24 protein-coding genes are annotated in these 19,934 nt (G+C 60.5%); 7 read left to right on the top strand and 17 right to left on the bottom strand.

From position 1 onward, the window contains the following. Positions 1-66: 66 nt before the first annotated feature. From U0004_RS07850 to U0004_RS07840, 3 genes are read right to left on the bottom strand one after another with little or no spacing between them, the layout of a single operon-like run. Positions 67-477, bottom strand: coding sequence for a hypothetical protein (locus U0004_RS07850; RefSeq protein WP_139144185.1), 411 nt, complete (start codon positions 475-477; stop codon positions 67-69). Between the two features lie 43 nt (positions 478-520). Further along, positions 521-955: a hypothetical protein gene (locus U0004_RS07845; protein WP_139144184.1), complete on the bottom strand. Its 435-nt coding sequence runs from the start codon at positions 953-955 to the stop codon at positions 521-523. 17 nt (positions 956-972) lie between these two features. Next, complete coding sequence (locus U0004_RS07840) at positions 973-1,389, bottom strand: hypothetical protein (RefSeq protein ID WP_139144183.1); 417 nt, start codon at positions 1,387-1,389, stop codon at positions 973-975. Between the two features lie 44 nt (positions 1,390-1,433). On the opposite strand from U0004_RS07840, the gene U0004_RS07835 reads away from it, so the two are divergent. Then, positions 1,434-1,853 (top strand): hypothetical protein, encoded by a 420-nt coding sequence (locus tag U0004_RS07835; RefSeq protein ID WP_070257563.1) that lies wholly within the window; start codon positions 1,434-1,436, stop codon positions 1,851-1,853. Between the two features lie 45 nt (positions 1,854-1,898). Here U0004_RS07835 and U0004_RS07830 read toward each other — a convergent pair whose 3' ends face one another. From U0004_RS07830 to U0004_RS07820, 3 genes are all read right to left on the bottom strand, one after another. After that, positions 1,899-2,348, bottom strand: coding sequence for an HD domain-containing protein (locus tag U0004_RS07830; RefSeq protein ID WP_070257562.1), 450 nt, complete (start codon positions 2,346-2,348; stop codon positions 1,899-1,901). A gap of 13 nt (positions 2,349-2,361) precedes the next feature. After that, complete coding sequence (locus U0004_RS07825; RefSeq protein WP_139144182.1) at positions 2,362-3,207, bottom strand: hypothetical protein; 846 nt, start codon at positions 3,205-3,207, stop codon at positions 2,362-2,364. Between the two features lie 131 nt (positions 3,208-3,338). Beyond that, complete coding sequence (locus tag U0004_RS07820; RefSeq protein WP_070257560.1) at positions 3,339-4,940, bottom strand: sensor domain-containing diguanylate cyclase; 1,602 nt, start codon at positions 4,938-4,940, stop codon at positions 3,339-3,341. Positions 4,941-5,182: 242 nt separating this feature from the next. Between U0004_RS07820 and U0004_RS07815 the strand changes: the two genes are divergently transcribed. Then, positions 5,183-5,692 carry a hypothetical protein gene (locus U0004_RS07815; protein ID WP_139144181.1) on the top strand — a complete coding sequence of 170 codons (510 nt, stop codon included), beginning with the start codon at positions 5,183-5,185 and terminating at the stop codon, positions 5,690-5,692. After that, positions 5,692-6,075, top strand: a complete 384-nt coding sequence (locus U0004_RS07810) for a hypothetical protein (protein WP_081345701.1) — start codon at positions 5,692-5,694, stop codon at positions 6,073-6,075. The genes U0004_RS07815 and U0004_RS07810 overlap by 1 nt, the downstream gene beginning before the upstream one ends. A gap of 86 nt (positions 6,076-6,161) precedes the next feature. Here the strand turns inward: U0004_RS07810 and U0004_RS07805 are convergent, their stop codons facing one another. The 5 genes from U0004_RS07805 to U0004_RS07785 all read right to left on the bottom strand — a co-directional run bounded on the left by U0004_RS07805 (position 6,162) and on the right by U0004_RS07785 (position 10,239). Further along, a complete protein-coding gene (locus U0004_RS07805) occupies positions 6,162-6,404 on the bottom strand; it encodes a hypothetical protein (RefSeq protein WP_070221783.1) in 243 nt (80 codons plus the stop codon). Between the two features lie 130 nt (positions 6,405-6,534). After that, entirely contained in the window at positions 6,535-7,980 is a 1,446-nt protein-coding gene (locus U0004_RS07800; RefSeq protein ID WP_070257557.1) for an ATPase domain-containing protein, read from the bottom strand. Then, positions 7,977-8,393 (bottom strand): hypothetical protein, encoded by a 417-nt coding sequence (locus U0004_RS07795; RefSeq protein WP_070257556.1) that lies wholly within the window; start codon positions 8,391-8,393, stop codon positions 7,977-7,979. Before U0004_RS07795 ends, U0004_RS07800 begins: the two co-directional genes overlap by 4 nt. Positions 8,394-8,465: 72 nt before the next feature. Then, positions 8,466-9,839, bottom strand: coding sequence for a hybrid sensor histidine kinase/response regulator (locus tag U0004_RS07790; protein WP_231958431.1), 1,374 nt, complete (start codon positions 9,837-9,839; stop codon positions 8,466-8,468). Positions 9,840-10,002: 163 nt separating this feature from the next. Further along, positions 10,003-10,239 (bottom strand): hypothetical protein, encoded by a 237-nt coding sequence (locus U0004_RS07785; protein WP_070257555.1) that lies wholly within the window; start codon positions 10,237-10,239, stop codon positions 10,003-10,005. 219 nt (positions 10,240-10,458) lie between these two features. Here U0004_RS07785 and U0004_RS07780 point away from each other — a divergent pair, with 219 nt between their 5' ends. From U0004_RS07780 to U0004_RS07770, 3 genes are all read left to right on the top strand, one after another. Further along, a complete protein-coding gene (locus U0004_RS07780; RefSeq protein WP_070257554.1) occupies positions 10,459-11,208 on the top strand; it encodes a hypothetical protein in 750 nt (249 codons plus the stop codon). Between the two features lie 5 nt (positions 11,209-11,213). Continuing rightward, complete coding sequence (locus U0004_RS07775) at positions 11,214-11,456, top strand: Imm32 family immunity protein (RefSeq protein ID WP_070257553.1); 243 nt, start codon at positions 11,214-11,216, stop codon at positions 11,454-11,456. Between the two features lie 76 nt (positions 11,457-11,532). Next, on the top strand, positions 11,533-12,528 hold the full coding sequence (locus U0004_RS07770) for an SMP-30/gluconolactonase/LRE family protein (protein ID WP_231958433.1): 996 nt from the start codon (positions 11,533-11,535) through the stop codon (positions 12,526-12,528). Here U0004_RS07770 and U0004_RS07765 read toward each other — a convergent pair. Next, the gene (locus U0004_RS07765) at positions 12,515-13,582 is read right to left on the bottom strand and encodes an SDR family oxidoreductase (RefSeq protein WP_070257552.1); all 1,068 of its coding nucleotides are present in this window, start codon (positions 13,580-13,582) and stop codon (positions 12,515-12,517) included. The genes U0004_RS07770 and U0004_RS07765 overlap by 14 nt on opposite strands. A 100-nt stretch (positions 13,583-13,682) precedes the next feature. Here U0004_RS07765 and U0004_RS07760 point away from each other — a divergent pair, with 100 nt between their 5' ends. Then, entirely contained in the window at positions 13,683-14,594 is a 912-nt protein-coding gene (locus U0004_RS07760) for a LysR substrate-binding domain-containing protein (RefSeq protein WP_070257551.1), read from the top strand. Positions 14,595-14,614: 20 nt separating this feature from the next. Here the strand turns inward: U0004_RS07760 and U0004_RS07755 are convergent, their stop codons facing one another. The 5 genes from U0004_RS07755 to U0004_RS07735 all read right to left on the bottom strand — a co-directional run bounded on the left by U0004_RS07755 (position 14,615) and on the right by U0004_RS07735 (position 19,883). Continuing rightward, entirely contained in the window at positions 14,615-15,577 is a 963-nt protein-coding gene (locus tag U0004_RS07755) for an ABC transporter substrate-binding protein (protein WP_070257550.1), read from the bottom strand. Positions 15,578-15,631: 54 nt separating this feature from the next. Continuing rightward, positions 15,632-16,606: an ABC transporter permease gene (locus U0004_RS07750; protein WP_070257549.1), complete on the bottom strand. Its 975-nt coding sequence runs from the start codon at positions 16,604-16,606 to the stop codon at positions 15,632-15,634. A 19-nt stretch (positions 16,607-16,625) separates the two neighbouring features. After that, positions 16,626-18,158: a sugar ABC transporter ATP-binding protein gene (locus U0004_RS07745; protein ID WP_225317206.1), complete on the bottom strand. Its 1,533-nt coding sequence runs from the start codon at positions 18,156-18,158 to the stop codon at positions 16,626-16,628. A gap of 81 nt (positions 18,159-18,239) precedes the next feature. Then, positions 18,240-19,106, bottom strand: a complete 867-nt coding sequence (locus U0004_RS07740; RefSeq protein WP_070257548.1) for a fumarylacetoacetate hydrolase family protein — start codon at positions 19,104-19,106, stop codon at positions 18,240-18,242. A gap of 21 nt (positions 19,107-19,127) precedes the next feature. Beyond that, complete coding sequence (locus tag U0004_RS07735; RefSeq protein WP_070257547.1) at positions 19,128-19,883, bottom strand: SDR family oxidoreductase; 756 nt, start codon at positions 19,881-19,883, stop codon at positions 19,128-19,130. Positions 19,884-19,934: the final 51 nt, after the last annotated feature.

Raw genomic sequence — 19,934 nt, 5'->3', positions numbered from 1 at the left:
TTACATATATCGTAAAGATGTCGGTCTGCAACTAAATCCGTAAGTAATGCAACTTCATAAAGTATATTAACTGTCCGGCTTGCGCCCTGTGAAAAACGGCCAGGCAAACACCACAATGCCTGCAACGACACATCCGGCCAGGCTAACGGCGACACCAAAAATGTACCACGCCACATCGACTCCGTGACTGTAGAGCGTTCCGACAAATAGTCCACTCACCAGCCAGACTAACACCGCTAATTTAAGCAGAAAATATTTTACTTTACCGGTGGGACGATTCAGCCGCATTTGTTGAATAGCGGCCATGCCCATGACTAAACAAGCCACACCAGCCGCAATTATCAAGCGTGAAAACGAATGCTCCATGTCGCAACCTGACTTGTAGTTGAGCCAGCGGGCCCAGAGATTAAAAGATCGAGGGCTTAAATCCAGCAGCCAATTATCGCTTGCCACTACATCGCCGGCTTGAGTCTGCACTACGGAACCCGTGCGGCCAGAGAGCGGAGGCGCAGCGTTCACTTTACAAATTCCCGTCCTTAGCGCCATGGGTCGAAGGACTCGCAAGCAGAAGCCTTGCCTCCCTTATTGGAGTACCAAACCGAAATACGGCACCTGACGTTGACAGCACCACAACCCAGCCAGCCTTGATTGTTATTTGATCAAATGGATTGGATTGATCCGAAACAAACGTCCAAACAGGTTCATGATTTTGCAGCGATTCCAAAACGACTACGCCGATTGAGCCGTGTTCCATAGCCTCTCCGCACTTGACTATGTACTGTCCACCATACAGCTCTTCTTGTGCCAGAATCGCGACATTGAGCCAACTGCCAAGCTCCTGTTCTTCATGTACTTTGGCCATCCAGGTTTCGTGCACTTCGTAGATATCACCGTTGGTGCACACGAGGCCATTGTAGCTTCGCACCTCTTGGTTCTTCCACTTTTTTGCCATCACTGTGATTGATTCCATATTTAGAAATAGGCGACTGCACGCCCTGAATTAAACAACTTGTATTCTGGCCCGTAACGGAATGCAAGAAGCAGCGCAAGCTTATTCCACATCCGCTCTTGGCCGGTTAATTGTCTGCACTTTGCCAGCAAAACTTTCAAGACGCCTAATGCGCTGCAGCGCGGCGGCTCCCCCCCAGAATTAAAACCAGCCATACCCGAGCACCAGCATAACGCTAATGCAATTAATAAATATGCCATATTTACTAATACTAAAAATCTAGACTCACGTCCGCGTCCGTTGTTATCGGTCACGCCGACCAGGCCAACCCGAACATCAATGGCGGCGGCGAAAAAAATAGCGAGCAGGATTACAGGCATGGCCAGCGAGTTATCTTCAGCAAAGGCAAGATTATCCAAGTCACCAAGCAGAAGCGCCATCTGGCCGAACGCGATCTCGAAGCATTGGCAAAGAAATCCCAACCATGAAAATTGCTCGCCTGCTTTCCTCCAGTTTCCTTGTGCTGGCGGTGGCCCTCGTCGCTTATGGTCTTTTCGGCTTCTCCCGTTTTGCCTGGTACACCGGCGCATACTATGATGAACGCATGATCTTGTTCGATCACGGCTTCTATCCTTTTGCGTGGGGTATCGCGCTGCTGCTGATGGGGCAAATCGCCCGCTTGCACCATCGTCGACCGGCCATGCTGCTCGCCGCTGGCGCCGCCCTGGTGCTGCTTGTCTGGAAGCGTGCAACAGTGCCCGCTCCTATCGCCAATCAGCAACTTTTCCCTGATCCAGCTTTACTGGAGGGACTGATTGTTACCGCTGTCGTGGTCATCGTCCTGGCGCTGATAGACCGTCCCGTCGAGCAGGCCATCCGCAAGGCTCTTGCCCGTACCCCGTGATCTCGGGGGCCAGAGCCACTCGGATACGCTCTCGGCATGAAAGAATCATTGCTGCGATATGAGTTGCTGAATAGCCCTCCGATACTTTGCCACCCGCTCCAAATCCTTCTGCGTCGGATTCTCTATCCTCGACAAGTCGCTATTCTCTGCCAGATCAGCCAGCTTGACGGCCTTGCCGACGGGGTTCAATGCTGCGCGGGCGATGAACGCATCGTAGGACTCGCCTTCGATCTTGGTCACGGCGCGCACGCCGTCGATGACTTCCTGCGAGAACCCTTCGCGTGCCAGGTCGTCAAAGGTGACTTTGCCGTCGCTGTCTTCCACCACATCATGCAGCACGGCGACAATCTGCTGGGCGCCGGGGGCGACGCGCAGCATGACGCGCAAGGGGTGGAGAATGTACGGCGCGCCGCCCTTGTCCGTCTGGCCGGCATGGGTGGCGGCGGCGATTTCAATCGCGCGCTCCAGGGTGTCGCGTCTTGCGTGTTCACTCATGTTCACTCCTTGTTCACTCCACGTTGATTGATGCGTTCGTTGCGCGCCAGCCGCGGCGCTGCAAATGGCAAACGCTGGTGCACAGCACGGCTGGCAACAATAAATTGAGGACCGGTACGAGCATCAGCAAGCACAACAGCAGGCCCAGGGCAAAAATCACCGGACGCTGTTCGCTGCGCAACGCCGCTTGCTGTTCCGCGCCGAGCACATCTTCAGCTGCCGCGCCGTAGACCATCTGGACATTCCAGGCCAGCAAGTACGAGATCAGCACGCACATGGCCCACACGGGGATCAGCAGGGAAAGCAACAGCAGCAGACGCCGCCGCCAGGCGGGGGGCGCGGCGGACCGCTCCAGGCCGGCCGGTGCCTGCCACGCGACATAGCGGCGCGCCGCCACAGCCTTGGCGCGCTCCAGCAACAACCAGCGCAGCGGCAAGCGCGCCGTGCCGATGGCGCCGACGATAAAAACCATCCCATAGAAAAAGGCAGCCAGCGCCAGCAAGACCAGGGCGATCTGGCCGATCGACAGCAGGGCCTTGGCGGCGCTGCCCAGGCCACCGGCGATATTGCCCATCTGCGAAAGCGTGGCAGGCCCGTTGGCCAGTGTCCCGACGCCATCCATCACGCCCAGCCCCAGCAATCCGGTAACCGACACCAGCGCCAGCATGGCGCTCAGCTCGACAAAGAAGCGGCCGAAGTAGCCATACAGTCCCAGCCACAGAGCCACGACCGCCATGCACCACAGCGCGGAGCGCCACCACAGCCCCGCATGACGCGCATCGCGCAGTCCCAGGCCAACGCACATGAAGGCTTCCCGCCAGGCCAGCAGCCAGGTTTGCAATATTTGTGTCACGCTCAAGCGTACTCCGCAGGGAAGGAGCGGATACGTCGATCCGTATGTTGCCGATTGTACATGGATCAGACTGGCGCACGCGCCGCCCTGGACACAGCGCAAAGCCGGCACCGGCCCTGCTGCGTCTTCAAAAATTGCTATCGAAACGCAAAAGCCGTCGTGGCCTGTTCGGCAGGTTCGCGAGACGATGCATAACAGACCTGATTTCTGCCGGATGCCTTGGCCTTGTACAAGGCCTTGTCAGCGAGTTCAACCAGCTCGACCGCCTGGTTTTCCAGGTGTGTCGGCATGAAAGCCGCCACGCCGACGCTGGCCGTCACCACGCCAAGGGGATTGCCCCGATGCTCGATGCCCAGCGATTGCACGGCATCGCGAACGCCTTCCGCCACCGCCAACGCGCCCGGCAGATCCGTACCGGGCAATAAAATGACCAGTTCCTCGCCACCATAGCGCGCTGCAAGGTCGCCCGGTCTGCGCATGCTGTAGGCCACCACTTTGCCAATTTTTCGCAGGCACTCGTCGCCGGCCACATGGCCATAGATATCGTTGTATTGTTTGAAGAAGTCGACATCGATCAAGACCAGTCCCAGAACGCTTTTTTCACGCTGCGCACGGCTGAACTCGGCAAGCAGCGACTGATCGAAGTGGCGCCGGTTTGCCAACCCCGTCAGCCCATCCTGGCTGGCAAGACGGGCCAGGGTTTCATTGATCAATTCCAGCTCATTGCGCGCCGCGAGCAGTCCCGCCTCGCTCTTGACCCGCAAATCGATTTGCCGCACCACGCGGTATCCGATGAAGGCAATCAGCAGTACCAATACGCCGCCCACCGCGTTCTGTAAAATCGTATCGAGACGCCATTCGGCAAGCACCTCATCCTGTGACAAGGCGGCAGAGACCACCAGCGGGTACTCCTCGATTCTTCGGTAGCTATTGATGCGCGTCACGCCATCGACTCCCGACTTGATCACGGCAGTGCCAACGGGACTTTTGGGTAAATAATCATGAAACACGGGGAATTGTGAAATATCGCGCCCCAGCAAACTTTCATCGAATGGCCTGCGCAATAAAAGAATACCCGCTCCATTTGCGATGAAGATGGCGCCCTTTTCCCCTATCGAAAAACGTTCATAAAACAGCCTGAAATAATTCATATTGAGGGTCGCCAGCACCACCCCGCCGAAACTTCCATCAGGCATATTGATCCGCCGCGACACCGTGACTATCCAGTGTCCCGTCGATTTGCTGCGCACGGGAGGTCCGACATAGGGTCCCCGATCCTCATGCGTTAGATGGTAATTGAAATAATCTCGATCGGAATTATTCAGATTGCTCAACAGCGCTTTCTGGGAGTTCACCAGCCAGCTGCCATCCTTGGCGTAGATGAAGATGCCATGCAGCTGCGGCAGCTCGGCAACACGGGTGACCAGCAATTTATGGATACGGGCCAGTTCAAGCTCGGACACGCCGTCTGTCTCCACCCGCTCCACCAGTCCGACCAGCACCGTATCGGCCTCCTTGATGGTGTCATAGGCATGCTGTGCAACGGATTGCGCCAGGTTGGCGCTTTCACGGGCCGCTTCATTCAGCTGCACTTCCCGTGCGCGCAAGGTCATCCATAACTGGATCGCCAGGAGCGACAGGCACACCAGCACGACAAATGAGATAGCCAGCGGCAGCAAGGAAAAACCACGGAAGCCAGCTCCCAGCAATCGTGGCGGCAAGCTGCGTGACCTGATCATGGATACACTCCCGGTTTGATATCCGGCAAAGTGTGCACCAAATAGGTAGCAACATACTCACACATCGTAACAAGCAAGATATAAAAAAGTTACTGCCACACTTGCTGCGCAACGTGTCCTCTCGGCTATGGCATCGCTGCCCCCAGCGCCAGTTCGCAATTGTTTGCGGTAGAGCAATCCCATATTGAACGGAATGCGAAACAATGCCAGCTCTCCCACCGTTTCGCCTAGCGGAGTTGACCATGCTTGAAGTTCAGTCCAGGGATAAGCGCGGCTTCTTCATCCTGCCCCAGGCTTCGGAAGGTGCAGGCTACTACGTCTATGGCAATCTGCACCACATGCCAAGCTCTGGTCATCTGGCCCAGTATGCGTACCCCAGCATGCTATCCCTAATCTTTTACATCGCACGTGAATGGCAGGCCATTGATGATGGGAAATTTGACATCGGCAATATCAGTATCGCCGGAGGGTTAGGGTACGACAAGCATGTCAGCCACCGAAAGGGCATTGAAATGGATTTACGCCCCATGCGGAAGGACAAGCTGGAAGGCCAGTCCGCACGCGTGTCGCGCTTTGATGACGTGCATGACCGGAACGCCACCATCAAATTGATACGCCTGTTTCTGCAGCACCCAATGGCCACCACGGTATTCTTTAACGATGGCGAGGTGCAAAAGATGATAGCCGGTGGGCCCGTCCGGTCTCTGAAAGGGCACGACGACCATCTTCAGCTTGAAATCAGAGAACACTGATGAATATTCACCTTGCATGCTGCGCCATGGCGCTCGTTCTATTCTCACCGTCGCAAGCCGCTGCCAAGCAGCCGGTATGGACTGGCGAACCCCGGCCCATGCGGGGTGACTATCAGATCTATGGTGGAATGTTGTCCGAAATGCTACCGCCCACGCGAAACGACCGGAAAGTGGCAATCATGGTCATAGGGGAATTGGCAAGGGAACTGTTTACCCAGATTGGCCCCGATGTGAAACAGGAGCAGGCATGCAGTTTTTCGGCGGACTACCGGGAGCGGTGCAGGGGAGATATTGCCTGTGTTCATACAAAAGGGGCAGAATACGAATGCTATTTCGGACTGGACCTGCGTACGGGAAAAGGGACGTCTGGAGCGATCTGCTAGCCTGAACGCTGCCTGGCGTTGGTAAAACCAAGGCCAGGCACATGACGCAGCAGCAGCAGCAGCAGCAGCAGCAGCAGCAGCCTACCCTACCGCCGGCTCAACGGCACATACTCCCCCGGCAAGCTGGCCGCTTCCAGCGCATCGGCAAACGCCAGCAAAAACTTCGCCGGGCCATGCTCGGAAACGAGCAGCGAGGCGCCCTTGTGGCGCAGCAGTTTCAATACTTCCTGCTGGTGCGCCTGGTATTCCTGCGAATGGCCATAGAAGGTCTGATACATCTCCAGCGTTTCCATGGCTTTCGCGGCCAGGATGAATTCGGGTTTGTCCATCATATCTCCTCTTGATCGGCTCGGAAACACAGCAGACGCAGCATTCGTCTGCTCTGCGTACAGCCATCACCGCCAGCATGGCCGCACTTCCATCATACGCCTCAACTCAGCTGTCACCAACAGCGCGCACCTAGGCCCGGTAAGGCTCGCCCGACAGGATGCCCTGGTACTGGCTGAGAGTCGCACCGATCTTCATGCCCTCGGCGTCGATATCGTAGAAGCGGATATCCTTGCTGTGGCCGCTTCCGCGCACCTTCACCACCGATACGACGCGCTTGAACTGGCCTTCGAGTTCGATGTAGCGCTGCATGACGATGGCGTCGGCCAGGAAAGCGTTGCCATAGGAACTGAATCGCAGCATGGTGTACTGGTCTTCCAGCTCGGCCGTCATCAGCACGGACACGCCCATGTCCGTCAAGGCCGCCACTAGGCGATACAGCGATTCGCGGAAATCCTCGCGGAACATGGACGCCAGCGCCATTTCAAAGCCGGATAGCGAGTCGATGACCACGCGCTTGGCCCTCATGCGCGTGATCATGCTCAGCAGGTCGTGCAGGATTTCATCGAGCGACAGGTCGAGCGTACGCGTGTTGATCACGCCGATCTGGCCGGAATCGACGAGGGCATTCAGCTGATGGCTGAGCAGCTGGTTCGGGCTTTTCTCGAAGGCGGCGATCACGCCGGGCTCGCCGCAGCGCACGCCTTCCGCGAGAAATTGGGTGGCCAGCACGGTCTTGCCGGAACCTGACGGTCCCACCAGCAGCAGCGAATAGCCGGCCGGCAAGCCGCCCCCCATCATCTGGTCGAGCTCCGGCACGCCCAGCGACAGGCGCTCATTACCGGAAATGCTGACCTTTCCCGTGCCACTGGCCTTCAGCACGGCGCGGGAAAAGATTTCCACGCCATCGTCATTGATGCGGAAGGTATGCGCGCCCAGGCTTTGTGACTGGCCGCGCATCTTGACCACCTGGATCTTGCGCACCATGGCGTCGCGGTGCACGAGCTGCGACAGCCACAGGATGCCATCGGCGACCGTGAACACGGCGCTGGACTCAGCCTCGGGTGCCAGGTATTCGCCGATCAGGAAAGTCGTGGCCAGCCAGCTGGTCATTTGCGCGCCCAGCTGCTGCACAAAATTCTGCAGGCCGGCAGCGCCCGTGTCCATGGACTTTGCCGACTGCACCACGGAGCGGAAGGAGTCGACGAAGACGAGGCTGGGCGAGAACGCCTCGACCTCTTCGGCGATGCGCGCCAGCACGCGGTCGAAATCGCCCTCCAGCAAGTCAGCCGACAGATTGACGAACTTGATCGACTGGTTGATCTTGTCCACGTCGAAGAAAGGAAACTGCTGCTGATAGCGCAGCATCTTCAGCGGTGGTTCGCCCAGTACCGTGAAAAACAGCGCCTTGCGCTCCGGCGCGGCGAGGGAAAACATGATCTGGTGCGCCAGCGTCGTCTTGCCGCTGCCGGGCGTGCCCGCTACCAGATTGAAGGAAAACTCCGGTATTCCGCCGCCCAGCAGTTCGTCCAGCCCCGGCACGCCAGTGGCCAGGCGTTGGATGGTGACTTTGTTCATTCGTTCGGCTCCGTTCCAGCATTATTCACAACGTCATCACCCCAGGCCTTGAGGAGGATGCTATTCGTTAAGAGTTCGCCAATTAATAAAATAAGGGTGTTGATGAAGTGCATCATCATCGCCGTGCTCGCCGCGCAGGCGGCGGTCTCTGCCTGTCCCTGCAAGCTGGCGCGCAAGGCTCTCATGGCAGCTTCCAGCGCTTGCGGCGGATGGGGCGTCAGCCAGTTGAACTGTTTCTGACTCTGGTGCAGGCTGCGGGCATACATCGACTCCACGCCCCGCTCACCAATGATCTGATTCAACTCAGTGGCCAGCTGCTCCCAAAGGCGAATACTGACGTCTACCACCGCACCTGGGTCGCGTAACAGCGCGTGCTCTATCCTGCGCTGCCGCTGTTCATGGACTGTGGCCATAATCGGATCTTTTCTCTGCGGTTTTCGGTGCATGGACCATGTTAAAAAAAAGCATCAGGACTCCTTCGCCCGTCAGCGGGTAACCTTTGCCGTGATTATTTTCGACAAGGCGTCGATATTGATGGGTTTTACCAGGTAATGGTCAAACCCTGCCTGGCCAGCACGGTCGAACTCGCCAAGCTGGCTGTATCCGGACGCGGCGACAAAGCACGGCAGCGGCGGCGGCAAGGCCGCGCGTGCAGAACTGATGACTTGAAAGCCATCCATGCCCGGCAAGCCGATATCGCATACGATCACATCGTAGGGTGCATCGAGCGCGGCGCGCAAGCCACTGGGACCGTCATTGCGCACGTCGACATGGTGGCCATCCTGCGTCAGCAGCAGCGCCAACAGTTCCGCCGCATCGGTATTATCCTCGATCAACAATATGCGGCGTGGCGATGCATGCGCCGCATGCTCCACTTGCAAGTCCTGCGACGGCGGCGCCAGCGACGACAGGGGCAGCTGCAAGACAAACTGGCTGCCGAAGCCGACCCCGGCACTGAACACATCCACGGTTCCCCCATGCAGCTGGGTAATTATCCGCACCAGCGACAGGCCGATACCCAGGCCGCCCTGCGCCCGTTCCAGCGAGCGGAATCCCTGCGTAAACAGGTCAAAAATGAAGGGCTGGATATCGAGGGCGATACCGGCGCCATCGTCGGTGACGGCAATTTCCACCAGATTATCGTGGCGCCTGACGACGATGTCGATGTGGCCAAACTCGTGCGTGAATTTGCTGGCATTGATGAGCAAGTTGGCAAATACCTGTGTCAGACGTACCAGGTCCCCTTCGATCACCAGCGGTTCGTCCGGCAGGCTCACGCTCAGCACTTGCTGGCGTTGGCTGATGCTGGCCTGGCCAACTTCCATGGCGCTGGCGAGGATGTCGCTCAGCAGGATGGGCGCCAGCTGCAAGGTAATCTTCCCGCTGCTGACGCGCGAAGCATCGAGCAAGTCGTCGATCAGCCGCGCCATGTGCGCCACCTGGCGGCCGATCACGCCATGCACGTGCGCCAGTTGGGGATCGAGGTCGACCTTCTTGGCCAGCAAGTCATTGGCCATCGCCAGTGGCTGGAGGGGATTGCGCAACTCATGCGCGAGCATGGCCAGGAATTCCGTCTGGCGCAAGGTCGTCGCCTCGGCGGACGCTTGCATGTCCTGCGCGCCAAACGTTGCCAGCACGAGGTTTTGATTGGCTTCGCGCAACTGCATGATCAGCAGGCCGAAGGCGTCGGATTTATCCTTTTCCTGCACCTGCATCTTGGCCATGATCAACAATTGATTGATCGTCTCCCGCAGCAGCTTGACTTCGCGGCTATGCAAGGCATGCAGATTGTGCTCGGGGGGGGGCAACTGCTGGGCGGACGCATCCTCAGGATCCGGCGAGAGTGCTGTGTAGTGCATGGTGACGGTGTACGGCCTGTGGGGGCCGGCCTCAAGGACAACTCTTCGCTCCGCGGCGTTCACTCAGACATCGCCGCGCACGCCAGCTCTATTGCTGCATACGGTGTATTGCTTTCTATCCGAACACGATACTCTATTTCCCTTACCAAATGAAAGCATTAGATTACTTATCGTCAACAGTGCGCAGGGGTAGCACGTAATTGGCCAGCTGCCAGCCCATGGCCAAGGCAGATTGCTCCGCTTCGTGCTGCGTCTCACGATTTTCCAGATTGGCTTGCCTGACATCTTCAAAGCCGCACTTGCTCAGCACCAACTGTCCCTGCCAGCACCCCTCGGGCAGTTCGCAAGCGTAGGCCGAGATCAGGAACCCGTTATGGGTGGTGGGATTCGCATAAGACATGAGGTCTCCGTGGGATTGCCAGCGCCGCCGAGAACAAGAACCACGGCTGTCATTGCAGTATAGCCAGACTTAGTCTAACCGCAATGCGGCCCGAATTTCATTTAAATCAAATACATACGCATCAGTTCGTCTCAAGGGAGGGTCCGCACGCACGCATTGGCAGCGTTTGGCATCCCGTGCAAAAATATGTGCTTCGATACCCTCCCCCCGCATTGCCCTATGGACCAATACCATTTCCTCGTCGGCGAATTCACCAAGGATAGTCCCTTCATTCCCGCCGCGGCCAGCGCGCAGCTGTTCGCCTGGTTCGCGCACATCGGCGAACCCGTCGAGCGCTACGGCAGCAAGAGCGGCAAGGTCGTCAAGTTTTCGCAGCGAAACTACGAGAAAACCCTGTTGGCGCCCGATACCAGCAGCATCGAGTTGTTTTCACCTCGGATCTTGCCGCCCGACGAGGCCGACGAGGTCACGAACTGCGACGCGCTCGCCGTGTATGAGCCGACAGTTTCGCTGCTGCTAGCGATGCGCGCCAGCAAGCTGCCGTTGCAACAGCTGTTCGACGGCGCGGCAAGCATACCCGGCTTGCTGGATCATTGCGAGTATGTGTACGGCTATAGTGAAACCCTGGGCTACGGCACCGGCTACGCACGCGGCTACCGGCAGCTCGATGCAGCCCATCCGATGACCTTTGGCACTCCTTGCCCCGCAAATAACTGGGCCGCCATCAAGCGACGCGGGTTGCAAGCTTCGCACCTGCGCGATGTATATCCCGTCAATATCTTCAACCACGGAAAACTGGCTGCGCTGCCGCCGCCAAGACTGCAGGCATTGCGCCAGAGCATGCAAGCCCATGGCCGCAGCGAAGAGAAGCATGGGCGGATCCACTGGTTTTTATCGAACGAGGAACTGGACGCCGCCCGCGCCGTACTGAACGCACACGCCATGCTGGGCGCCTACATCAACAATTGATACCCATGACCACACATTTATCGCTGCACTGCTATCTGCAGGACGAAGCCGCAGAACGCCCCAAACGCTGTTCCGACGTCACCATACAGGCCGACCCGGCCACCCTGCGCGCCATCGCCCACTTCCTGCTGGCCAGCGCGGACACCTTTGATCAGGCGCAAGACCGGGCCGGCATGCACGCCCATCTGCAAGACGAATGGGACGGCTGGCAGGCTAACTTCCCCGACCTCGTCGTGGTAGCGGCCTGAGGTGAGGCTTAGAATGGCGCCCCGGCTGGCGCGCGTCGGGTAACATACGCCACCTTTGCCATACAGAGAACACTCGATGCCCCATTCCCGATACGCCCTGCCGTCGCTGCGCACGGCCGTGCTGGCCGCCGCGCTGGCCAACCTGTCCGCCTGTGCCAGTCCCCCCGCGCACGAAACGCTGTTCCTCGCCACCACCTTGACGGCCCCGCATTCCTTCACCAAGGGCATCGAAGGCCCGGCCGTGGATGCGGATGGCAATATCTATGCCGTCAACTTTGCGCGCCAGCAGACTATCGGCAAGGTCAGCCCCGGCGGCATGGGCGAGGTGTACCTGAGCCTGCCCGGCACCAGCATCGCCAACGGCATCCGCTTCGGCAGCCGTGGGCAGATGTACCTGGCCGACTACATGGAACACACGATCTACCTGGTCGATCCGGCCACGCGCGCGCTGACCATCCACGCGCGCGAGCCGCGCATGACGCAGCCGAACGATATCGCCATCACGCAGGACGACGTGCTGTATGCGAGCGACCCGAACTGGAAAGAAAACACGGGCCGCGTGTGGCGCATCGCGGCCGATGGCACGGTGACCCTGGCGCTCGACACCATGGGTACGGCCAATGGCATCGAAGTCAGCCCCGACGGCAAGATCTTGTATGTAAATGAAAGTGTGCAGCGCAACATCTGGATGTATGACATCGGCGCGGACGGCAGCCTGAGCGGCAAGCGCCTGCTGATCAAGTTCGACGATTTCGGCATGGATGGCATGCGCGTGGATGTCGACGGCAACCTGTACGTGACGCGCTACGGCAAGGGCAGCGTGGTGAAACTGTCGCCACAGGGACGCATCCTGCGCGAGATCAGCGTGCCCGGCGCCAAGCCCAGCAACATCACCTTCGGCGGCCCCGATGGCCGCACGGCGTACGTGACGGAAGTGGTGCAGGGACGGCTGCTGCAATTTCGCGTCGACCGCCCGGGGCTTGAGTGGCAGCGGGCGCAGCAGCACAAGAGTAATGCGGCGGCAGCGGCAGCCGCGCCACCGGCCGCAGCGGAGCAGGTCAGCGCGGAATGACGCGCTCCGCCTTCAGGCGCTCGAACAGGGCGATGAAGGCATCCTGCGTATCCTGGTAATCGAGAAAACCCGCCTTGCGGCTCTTGCCCATGTCCGTCATCACTTCCATCGGCCGTCCCAGGTCGGCATCCGTATGCCACCAGGAAGCGAGGCGGCTGATGTCGGCTTCCACCAGGCCGTGCTGCTGCGCGATGGCGCGCCACTGCGCGGGCCCGTCCTGCATGCGCCCGGCCAGCGGCGCCATCGTCCCGGGCAAGTCCGCCGCCTCGACGCCAAAGTAGGCGGCCAGGCGCGGCCACAGCCACTTCCAGCGGAACACGTCGCCATTGACGATATTGAAGTCCTCGTTGCGCGCGGCGGGGCTGTCGGCCGCCCATGCCAGGTGGCGCGCGATCTGGCCCGCGTCCGTCATGTCGGACAAGCCGTGCCATTGGGCGCTTGAACCGGGAAAGACGAAAGGCTGGCCGCCGGCCTTGCACAGGCTGGCATACACGGCCAAAGTTAATCCCATGTTCATGGCATTGCCCAGCGCGTAGCCGATGATGGTGTGCGGGCGGTGCACGCTCCACGTAAAACCGTACTGCGCGGCCGCGTCGAACAGCCGGTCTTCCTGCTCATAGTAAAAATTGTCAACATCCTGGCGGCCCTGCTCTTCACGGAACGGCGTGACGGGAACGCTGCCCTTGCCATAGGCATCGAACGGTCCCAGGTAATGCTTGAGACCCGTCACCAGCGCCGCATGGCGCAAGTGGCCAGTGGGGCCCAGGGCAGCCAGCACATTGGCCACCATGGCGCCATTGACGCGGATGTTTTCCTGCTCGTTTGCCTGGCGTGCCCAGGCCGTGAAAAAGACGTGGCTGGCGTCAAAGCCCGCCAGGGCGGCGCTGACCGCCGCGCCATCCGTGGCATCGAGCGGCAAGCATGCGCAGCCTGCGGGGACTGGCGTGCGGCCGCGCGAGACGCCCGTCACCTGCCAGCCCTGCGCCAGCAAATGCGTGGCCAGGCTGCTGCCGATAACGCCGCTGGCGCCGATAATCAATGCGTGCTTGTTCATGCGTACTCCCATGCCTGTGTAAAAAAAACCATGATATATCGGACAGAAATTCTTATCCGCGATAGTATTTCACCCTATTCGTGAATAAAATTCCTCAATCATGTTTTCATCGGAACATTTGAAGGGCATCACGCCCTTTCTCGCCACCGCGGATGCTGGCAGCTTTACGAGGGCGGCCGAGCACCTGCACCTGAGCAGTTCAGCCGTCAGCAAGAGCGTGGCGCGGCTGGAGGAGCGGCTGGGCGTGATCCTGTTCGAGCGCAGCACGCGCCGCCTGAAATTGAGCGAGGCGGGCCGCGCCTACTACGCCACCTGCAAGCGCGTGCTGCAGGAACTGGCCGATGCGGAAGACATCCTGGCCGAACACGCGACGGAACTGGCGGGCAAGGTGCGCATCGGCGTGCCCGCCTCGTACGGCCGCCTGCGCGTCATGCCGGCGCTGCTGGCCCTGTGCGCGCAGTATCCCGGGCTGCAGCCATCGATCGCCTTCAGCGACCGCTTCGTCGACCTGTTCGAAGAGCGCATCGATATCGCCGTGCGCATCGGCACGCCATCGCACTGGCCCGCCGCGCTGGGCCAGATGCAGCTGGGAGCGGAACGCCTGATCCTGTGCGCGGCGCCCGCCTACCTGGCGCGACGCGGCACGCCCGCCGCCATCGGAGAACTGGAGCGGCACGACTGCATCGCCTATGGCCGTGGCGACGGTTCGCCCATGCCGTGGCTGTTCCCGGATGAGGACAAGGGCGGCCAGCTGGAATACCGCGTGGCCGCGCCGCGCATGACGGTGGGCGACGCCGAGGCGCGCACCGCCGCCGTGCTGGCGGGCCTGGGCGTGGCGCAGCTGGCCACGTGGCTGGTGGAAGAACACCTGGCGTCAGGCGCCATCGTCGCCGTGCTGCCGCAGCTGGCCACGCCAGGCCTGCCGTTGTATCTGGCATGGCCGCTGGCGCGCCAGTTGACGCCGAAGACGGGCACCCTGCTGCAGGAGTTGCGCCAGCGCCTGACGATCTGAGGATCTGAAGACGTGAAAAATCAGTACAACACGTTCTTCGCTTCCGGCAGTTCGACATTGGCCTTGGTGACGATCACCACGCCCGTGTTGACGAACGGCGCGACCTTCTTGCCTTCGATCAGGCTGACGAGGGTTTTCACGCCCAGCGCGCCCATCGAGTACGAGCCTTGCACGGCGGTCGCATACAGGGTGCCGTCCTTGACGAAGTTTTTCAGGTCTTCATTGCCGTCGAAGCCCACGGCGATCACCTTGCCGGCCTTGCCCGCCTGCGCGATGGCGCGGCCCATGCCCACGGCCGTCGGTTCATTGGCGCCGAAGATGCCCTTCAAGTCCGGATTCGAGGCCAGCACGTCGGTCGTCTGGTTCAGCGCCGTGGCCATCTGCGACTGCGAGTAATACGTGCCGACGATCTGCAGCTGCGAGTTCTTTTCGATATAGCGCTTGAAGCCGCCCACCCTGCCCGTTTCGGAACCGGCGCCCGCCACATACGACATCACGGCGATCTTGCCCGTCTTGCCGACCTGCGAAATGAGGGCCTTGGCGCTTTGCTCGCCGGCCGCTTCATTGTCGGTCGAGAGGAAGGACTGGTAATAGCGCTTGCCGCTGTCGGCCACCAGCGAATCGATCAGCACCACGGGAATCTTCGCTTCCCACGCCTTCTTCAGGGCCGGCACCAGCGCGTCCGGGTCGGACGCGGCCAGCACGATGCCGGCCACTTTGCGCGTGACGGCATTTTCCACCATGCTGACCTGGTCGGCGATGGCCGATTCCGAGGCCGGACCCTGGAAGGTCAGGCTGTAGCCCTTGGCATCGGCGGCGCTGGCCGTGGCGCCCTTCTTGACGTTTTGCCAGTAGTTGGAATTGGTCGTCTTGACGATCACGGCGATTTCGCCCGGGGCGGCGAAGGCGGCGCTGGAGCTCAGGGCAAATACTGCGGTCGACAGACCGAACAGGATGGTGTTGAAGGCTTGGATGGTTTTCATTGTCGTCCTCATTTAATTATAGATTTATAGGTAAGACTGCGTTGCTGCACTGCCTCAGGCGCGGTTGCGCTTCTGATCGATCCAGACGGTCAGCAAGATGACCAGTCCGATAATGATTTGCTGGATAAAGCTCGATACCCCGTTCATGTTCAAGCCATTGCGCAGGATGCCGATGACGAAGGAGCCGATGACGGTGCCGGAAATGGTGCCGATGCCGCCGATCAGCGAGGCGCCGCCGATCACGGCGCTGGCGATCGCATCGAGTTCGTACATCACACCCTCGTTCGGCTGCGCTGTCACCAGGCGCGACATCAGCACGCAGCCCGTCAGGCCCGACAGGGCGCCGGACAAGGTGTACACCAGCAGGGTCACGCGCCCCACCTTCACGCCAGACAGGCGCGCCGCTTCCGCATTCGAACCGACGGCATAGATATGCCGGCCAAAGGTGGTGCGGCTGAGCATGATGGACACGGCCACGGCGATCACCACCATCAGCACCACCGGATACGGAATGCCAGGGAAGACGACTTCGGGAAAGGTGCCTCCCGTGTCGCGCTCGATGCGCCACAGCACGCCGTTGCCCAGTTCGCCGAACGAGTCGCCCAGGCCGGAAATGGCGCGCGCGCCCGTCACCTGCAGCGCCAGGCCACGGGCGATCAGCATCATGCCCAGGGTGGCGATGAAAGGAGGCAGTTTCAATTGCGTGATGCAAAAGCCGTTGACGGCGCCGCACATGGCGCCCACCACGACGCCGCCCAGCATGGCGACCGGCACGGGCACGCCGCTCTTGACGAGCAGCGCGGCGGCCACGCCGGCCAGCGCCAGCACGGAGCCGGAACTCAGGTCGATGCCGCCCGTGATGATGACGCAGGTGGCGGCAATGCCCAGGTAGGCGATCGACGTCACCTGCAAGGCCACGCTCATGCCGTTGCTGACGGAGAAAAAGGCGTTGCTGGTCAGGGAAAACACCAGCAGCAACAGCGACAGGCTGCCCAGCGCGGCGAATTTTTGTATCAGTTCTTTATTCATTTTTTTAAGCTTTCTGTTTTTAATGGGCTGCCGCCTGGCCAGGTGCGGGACTGGCTACGCGCCCCGACGCCAGTTGCATGATCTCTTCCTGCGACGACTCGCGCGTATTGACGATGCCGCTGATGCGCCCTTCATGGAACACGGCCACCCGGTCCGTCATGCCCATAATCTCGGGCAGCTCGGACGTGATCAGCACCACGCCGATGCCTTCCGACGCAAGCTTGTCGAGCAGCTGGTAGATGGCGAACTTGGCCCCCACGTCGATGCCGCGCGTGGGTTCGTCGAAGAAGATGATTTTCGATTCGCGGTACAGCCATTTGCTGATGACGATCTTTTGCTGGTTGCCGCCCGAGAGGTTGCGCGCGATCTGTTTCGAGGTCGGCGTCTTGATGCCCAGCGCCGCGATGTACTGCTGCGCCACCGCTTCTTCCCTGGCGAAATCGATGAAGCCGAATCGGTTCGCCAGCCCCGATACATTCGTCAGGGTCAGATTGGCCGCCACCGACATGCGGATCGCCAGGCCGTGGCTCTTGCGGTCTTCCGACAGGTAGGCGATGCCGTGTCCGATGGCGTCGATGGGGCTGGCGATCGTCACCGCCATGTCGCCCAGGTGGATCGCGCCGCCGGTGAGGGGATCGGCGCCGAAGATGGCGCGCGCCACTTCCGTGCGTCCCGCGCCCATCAGGCCGGAAAAGCCGAGGATCTCGCCGCGCCGCAAATCAAAGCTCAGCGGGCCGAAGACATCCTTGCGGTGCAAATCGGTCACGCGCAGCAGCACGTCAGCGGTCGGCGTCGAGACGCGATCGGGAAATTTTTCATCGAGGGTGCGGCCCACCATCTTGGCCACGATGGCATCCAGGGTGGTGGCGGCAAAATCGTCGGTGCAGACGAATTTCCCGTCGCGCAGCACCGTCACCCTGTCGATGATGTGCTGCATCTCTTCCAGGCGGTGCGAGATGTAGACCACGCTCACGCCATTGCGCTTGAGTTCATTGATGATGTCGAACAGCTGGCCCGTCTCGCTTTCCGTCAGCGACGACGTGGGTTCGTCCATGATCAGCACTTCCGTATTGAGCGACAGGGCCTTGGCGATTTCCACCATCTGCTGCTGCGCGCACGACAGGTTCTTGACCAGCTGGCGCGGGTCGATGCGCAGCTTCAAACGGTCCAGAAGCGCCTGCGCGTCGGCACGCATTTTTTTGCGGTCGATAAAAATGCCGCGCACCGGTTCGCGCGCGAGGAAAATATTCTCCGCCACGCTCAGGTGCGGGATCAAATTCAGTTCCTGGTGGATGATGGCGATGCCTGCCGCCTCCGCATCCACGCTGCAGGCAAAACTGCATACCTTGCCCTTGTAGACCAGTTCCCCCTCGTCAGCCTGGTACACGCCGCTCATCACCTTCATCAGGGTGGACTTGCCGGCGCCGTTTTCGCCGCACAGCGCATGCGCCTCGCCCTTGCGCAGGCTGAAACTGACGTTGTCGAGCGCCAGCACGCCGGGAAAGCGCTTGCTGACCTTGTTCAGCGCCAGTATCTCTTCGGATTCATTCATGGTGTGTCTCCTCCACTCCACTGCCATAGGCCGGCGCGCCGATGTCTGAGCACCTTGGCGGCACGCCGGTCTGCTACTTCATTAACCGTCGATCAGCTGCGGATTCCAGGCATGCACGGTCTGCCGCTGTTCCCCCAGGCCGTTGATCCCCAGACGCATGGTGTCGCCCGGCTTCAGGTACACGGCCGACGGTTTCTGGCCCATGCCCACGCCCGGTGGCGTGCCGGTGCTGATGATGTCGCCCGGGTACAGGGTGATGAAGCGGCTGATATAGCTGACCAGATTGGCCACGCCGAAGACCATCGTCCTGGTATTGCCGTCCTGCACACGCTTGCCGTTGACTTCCAGCCACAGGCCCAGGTTTTGCGGGTCCGCCACTTCGTCGGCCGTCACCAGCCAGGGGCCGATCGGGCCGAAGGTATCGCAGCCCTTGCCCTTGTCCCACTGGCCGCCACGCTCCAGTTGATACTCGCGTTCGGACAAGTCATTGACGACGCAGTAGCCGGCCACGTGCGACAGCGCATCCGCTTCGCTCACATAGCGGGCGGTGGTGCCGATCACCACGCCCAGTTCCACTTCCCAGTCGCTTTTCTTCGAGTCCTGCGGCATCACCACGGCATCGTTGGCGCCGATGATGGCGCTGGTGGCTTTCATGAACAGCACCGGTTCAAACGGCACGGCCATGCCCGATTCGGCAGCATGGTCGGCATAGTTCAAGCCCACGCACAAAAATTTGCCCACGCCTTTCCACGGCGGCGCGATGCGGCCGGGATGGTCCACCACCGGCAGGCTGGCGATATCGATGGCGGCCAGGGTCGCCAGGCCATCCTTGCCCAGGGTCGCGCCCGTGATATCCGACAGCACGCCGGAGAGGTCGCGCACGGCGCCGTCAGCATCGATCAAGGCAGGTTTTTCAGCGCCCTTGGCGCCATAACGCATCAGTTTCATGGGGTTCTCTCGTTGTAGTGATTAATTTGACCAGCCGCCGTCGATCACATGGACCATGCCGGTGGTAAAGGCGGATTCATCGGAAGCCAGGTAGACGGCCAGGGCGGCGATTTCCTCTGCCCTGCCCACTCTTCCCATCGGCTGGCGTGCCACGAAAGCGGCTTGCACTTCATCGATGCTCACGCCCGTCGCTACCGCCTGCGCGGCAATGCGTTCCTTCAGCGAAGGCGACTCGATGGTGCCGGGGCAGATCGCATTGCAGCGGATGCCGCGCGTGACAAAGTCCGCCGCCACCGATTTCGTCATGCCCACCACGGCCGCCTTCGAGGTACCGTAGATAAAGCGGTTCGGCGCGCCCTTCACGCTGGACGCCACGGACGACATATTGACGATGGAGCCGGCGCCCCTGGCCAGCATGCCGGGCAGCACGGCGCGCATCAGCCGGTACATGGAGCGGGCGTTGATGTCGAAGGACCGGTCCCAGGCCGCATCGTCGCAGTCGAGGATGGTGCCGCCGTCGACGAAGCCGGCGCAGTTGAACAGGATATCGACGGAGCCGATCTCGTCGGCCAGCGCGGTGATCGCCGCGCCATCGGTCACGTCGAGCCGGCGGATGGCGCAACCAGTCGCCTCCTTCAGCGCGTCGAGCTGGGACTGGTTGATATCGGTGGCGATCACGGTGGCGCCTTCGCGCACGAACGCTTCGGCCGTGGCGCGGCCGATGCCCTGGCCGGCGGCGGTGAGCAGGGCGATTTTGCCTTGTAGTCTGGCGGTCATGTTGTCTCCTTTGTTTTATATTTATTACCCCAACACCTGAACTGCCGGGGG

Origin of the sequence: Janthinobacterium lividum, from assembly GCF_034424625.1 — a bacterium.
GTDB classification, from domain to species: Bacteria; Pseudomonadota; Gammaproteobacteria; order Burkholderiales; family Burkholderiaceae_D; genus Janthinobacterium; species Janthinobacterium lividum.
The sequence above is the reverse complement of the archived record's forward strand: the minus strand, read 5'-3'. Positions and strand labels throughout refer to the sequence as shown.

Coding starts and splice junctions, on each gene's coding strand:
- U0004_RS07840 (WP_139144183.1), bottom strand. CDS start 1,389: ATGGCGCTTCTGCTTGGTGACTTGGATAATCTTGCCTTTGCTGAAGAT.
- U0004_RS07835 (WP_070257563.1), top strand. CDS start 1,434: ATGAAAATTGCTCGCCTGCTTTCCTCCAGTTTCCTTGTGCTGGCGGTG.
- U0004_RS07830 (WP_070257562.1), bottom strand. CDS start 2,348: ATGAGTGAACACGCAAGACGCGACACCCTGGAGCGCGCGATTGAAATC.
- U0004_RS07820 (WP_070257560.1), bottom strand. CDS start 4,940: ATGATCAGGTCACGCAGCTTGCCGCCACGATTGCTGGGAGCTGGCTTC.
- U0004_RS07815 (WP_139144181.1), top strand. CDS start 5,183: ATGCTTGAAGTTCAGTCCAGGGATAAGCGCGGCTTCTTCATCCTGCCC.
- U0004_RS07810 (WP_081345701.1), top strand. CDS start 5,692: ATGAATATTCACCTTGCATGCTGCGCCATGGCGCTCGTTCTATTCTCA.
- U0004_RS07805 (WP_070221783.1), bottom strand. CDS start 6,404: ATGGACAAACCCGAATTCATCCTGGCCGCGAAAGCCATGGAAACGCTG.
- U0004_RS07800 (WP_070257557.1), bottom strand. CDS start 7,980: ATGAACAAAGTCACCATCCAACGCCTGGCCACTGGCGTGCCGGGGCTG.
- U0004_RS07795 (WP_070257556.1), bottom strand. CDS start 8,393: ATGGCCACAGTCCATGAACAGCGGCAGCGCAGGATAGAGCACGCGCTG.
- U0004_RS07790 (WP_231958431.1), bottom strand. CDS start 9,839: ATGCACTACACAGCACTCTCGCCGGATCCTGAGGATGCGTCCGCCCAG.
- U0004_RS07785 (WP_070257555.1), bottom strand. CDS start 10,239: ATGTCTTATGCGAATCCCACCACCCATAACGGGTTCCTGATCTCGGCC.
- U0004_RS07780 (WP_070257554.1), top strand. CDS start 10,459: ATGGACCAATACCATTTCCTCGTCGGCGAATTCACCAAGGATAGTCCC.
- U0004_RS07775 (WP_070257553.1), top strand. CDS start 11,214: ATGACCACACATTTATCGCTGCACTGCTATCTGCAGGACGAAGCCGCA.
- U0004_RS07770 (WP_231958433.1), top strand. CDS start 11,533: ATGCCCCATTCCCGATACGCCCTGCCGTCGCTGCGCACGGCCGTGCTG.
- U0004_RS07765 (WP_070257552.1), bottom strand. CDS start 13,582: ATGAACAAGCACGCATTGATTATCGGCGCCAGCGGCGTTATCGGCAGC.
- U0004_RS07760 (WP_070257551.1), top strand. CDS start 13,683: ATGTTTTCATCGGAACATTTGAAGGGCATCACGCCCTTTCTCGCCACC.
- U0004_RS07755 (WP_070257550.1), bottom strand. CDS start 15,577: ATGAAAACCATCCAAGCCTTCAACACCATCCTGTTCGGTCTGTCGACC.
- U0004_RS07750 (WP_070257549.1), bottom strand. CDS start 16,606: ATGAATAAAGAACTGATACAAAAATTCGCCGCGCTGGGCAGCCTGTCG.
- U0004_RS07745 (WP_225317206.1), bottom strand. CDS start 18,158: ATGAATGAATCCGAAGAGATACTGGCGCTGAACAAGGTCAGCAAGCGC.
- U0004_RS07740 (WP_070257548.1), bottom strand. CDS start 19,106: ATGAAACTGATGCGTTATGGCGCCAAGGGCGCTGAAAAACCTGCCTTG.
- U0004_RS07735 (WP_070257547.1), bottom strand. CDS start 19,883: ATGACCGCCAGACTACAAGGCAAAATCGCCCTGCTCACCGCCGCCGGC.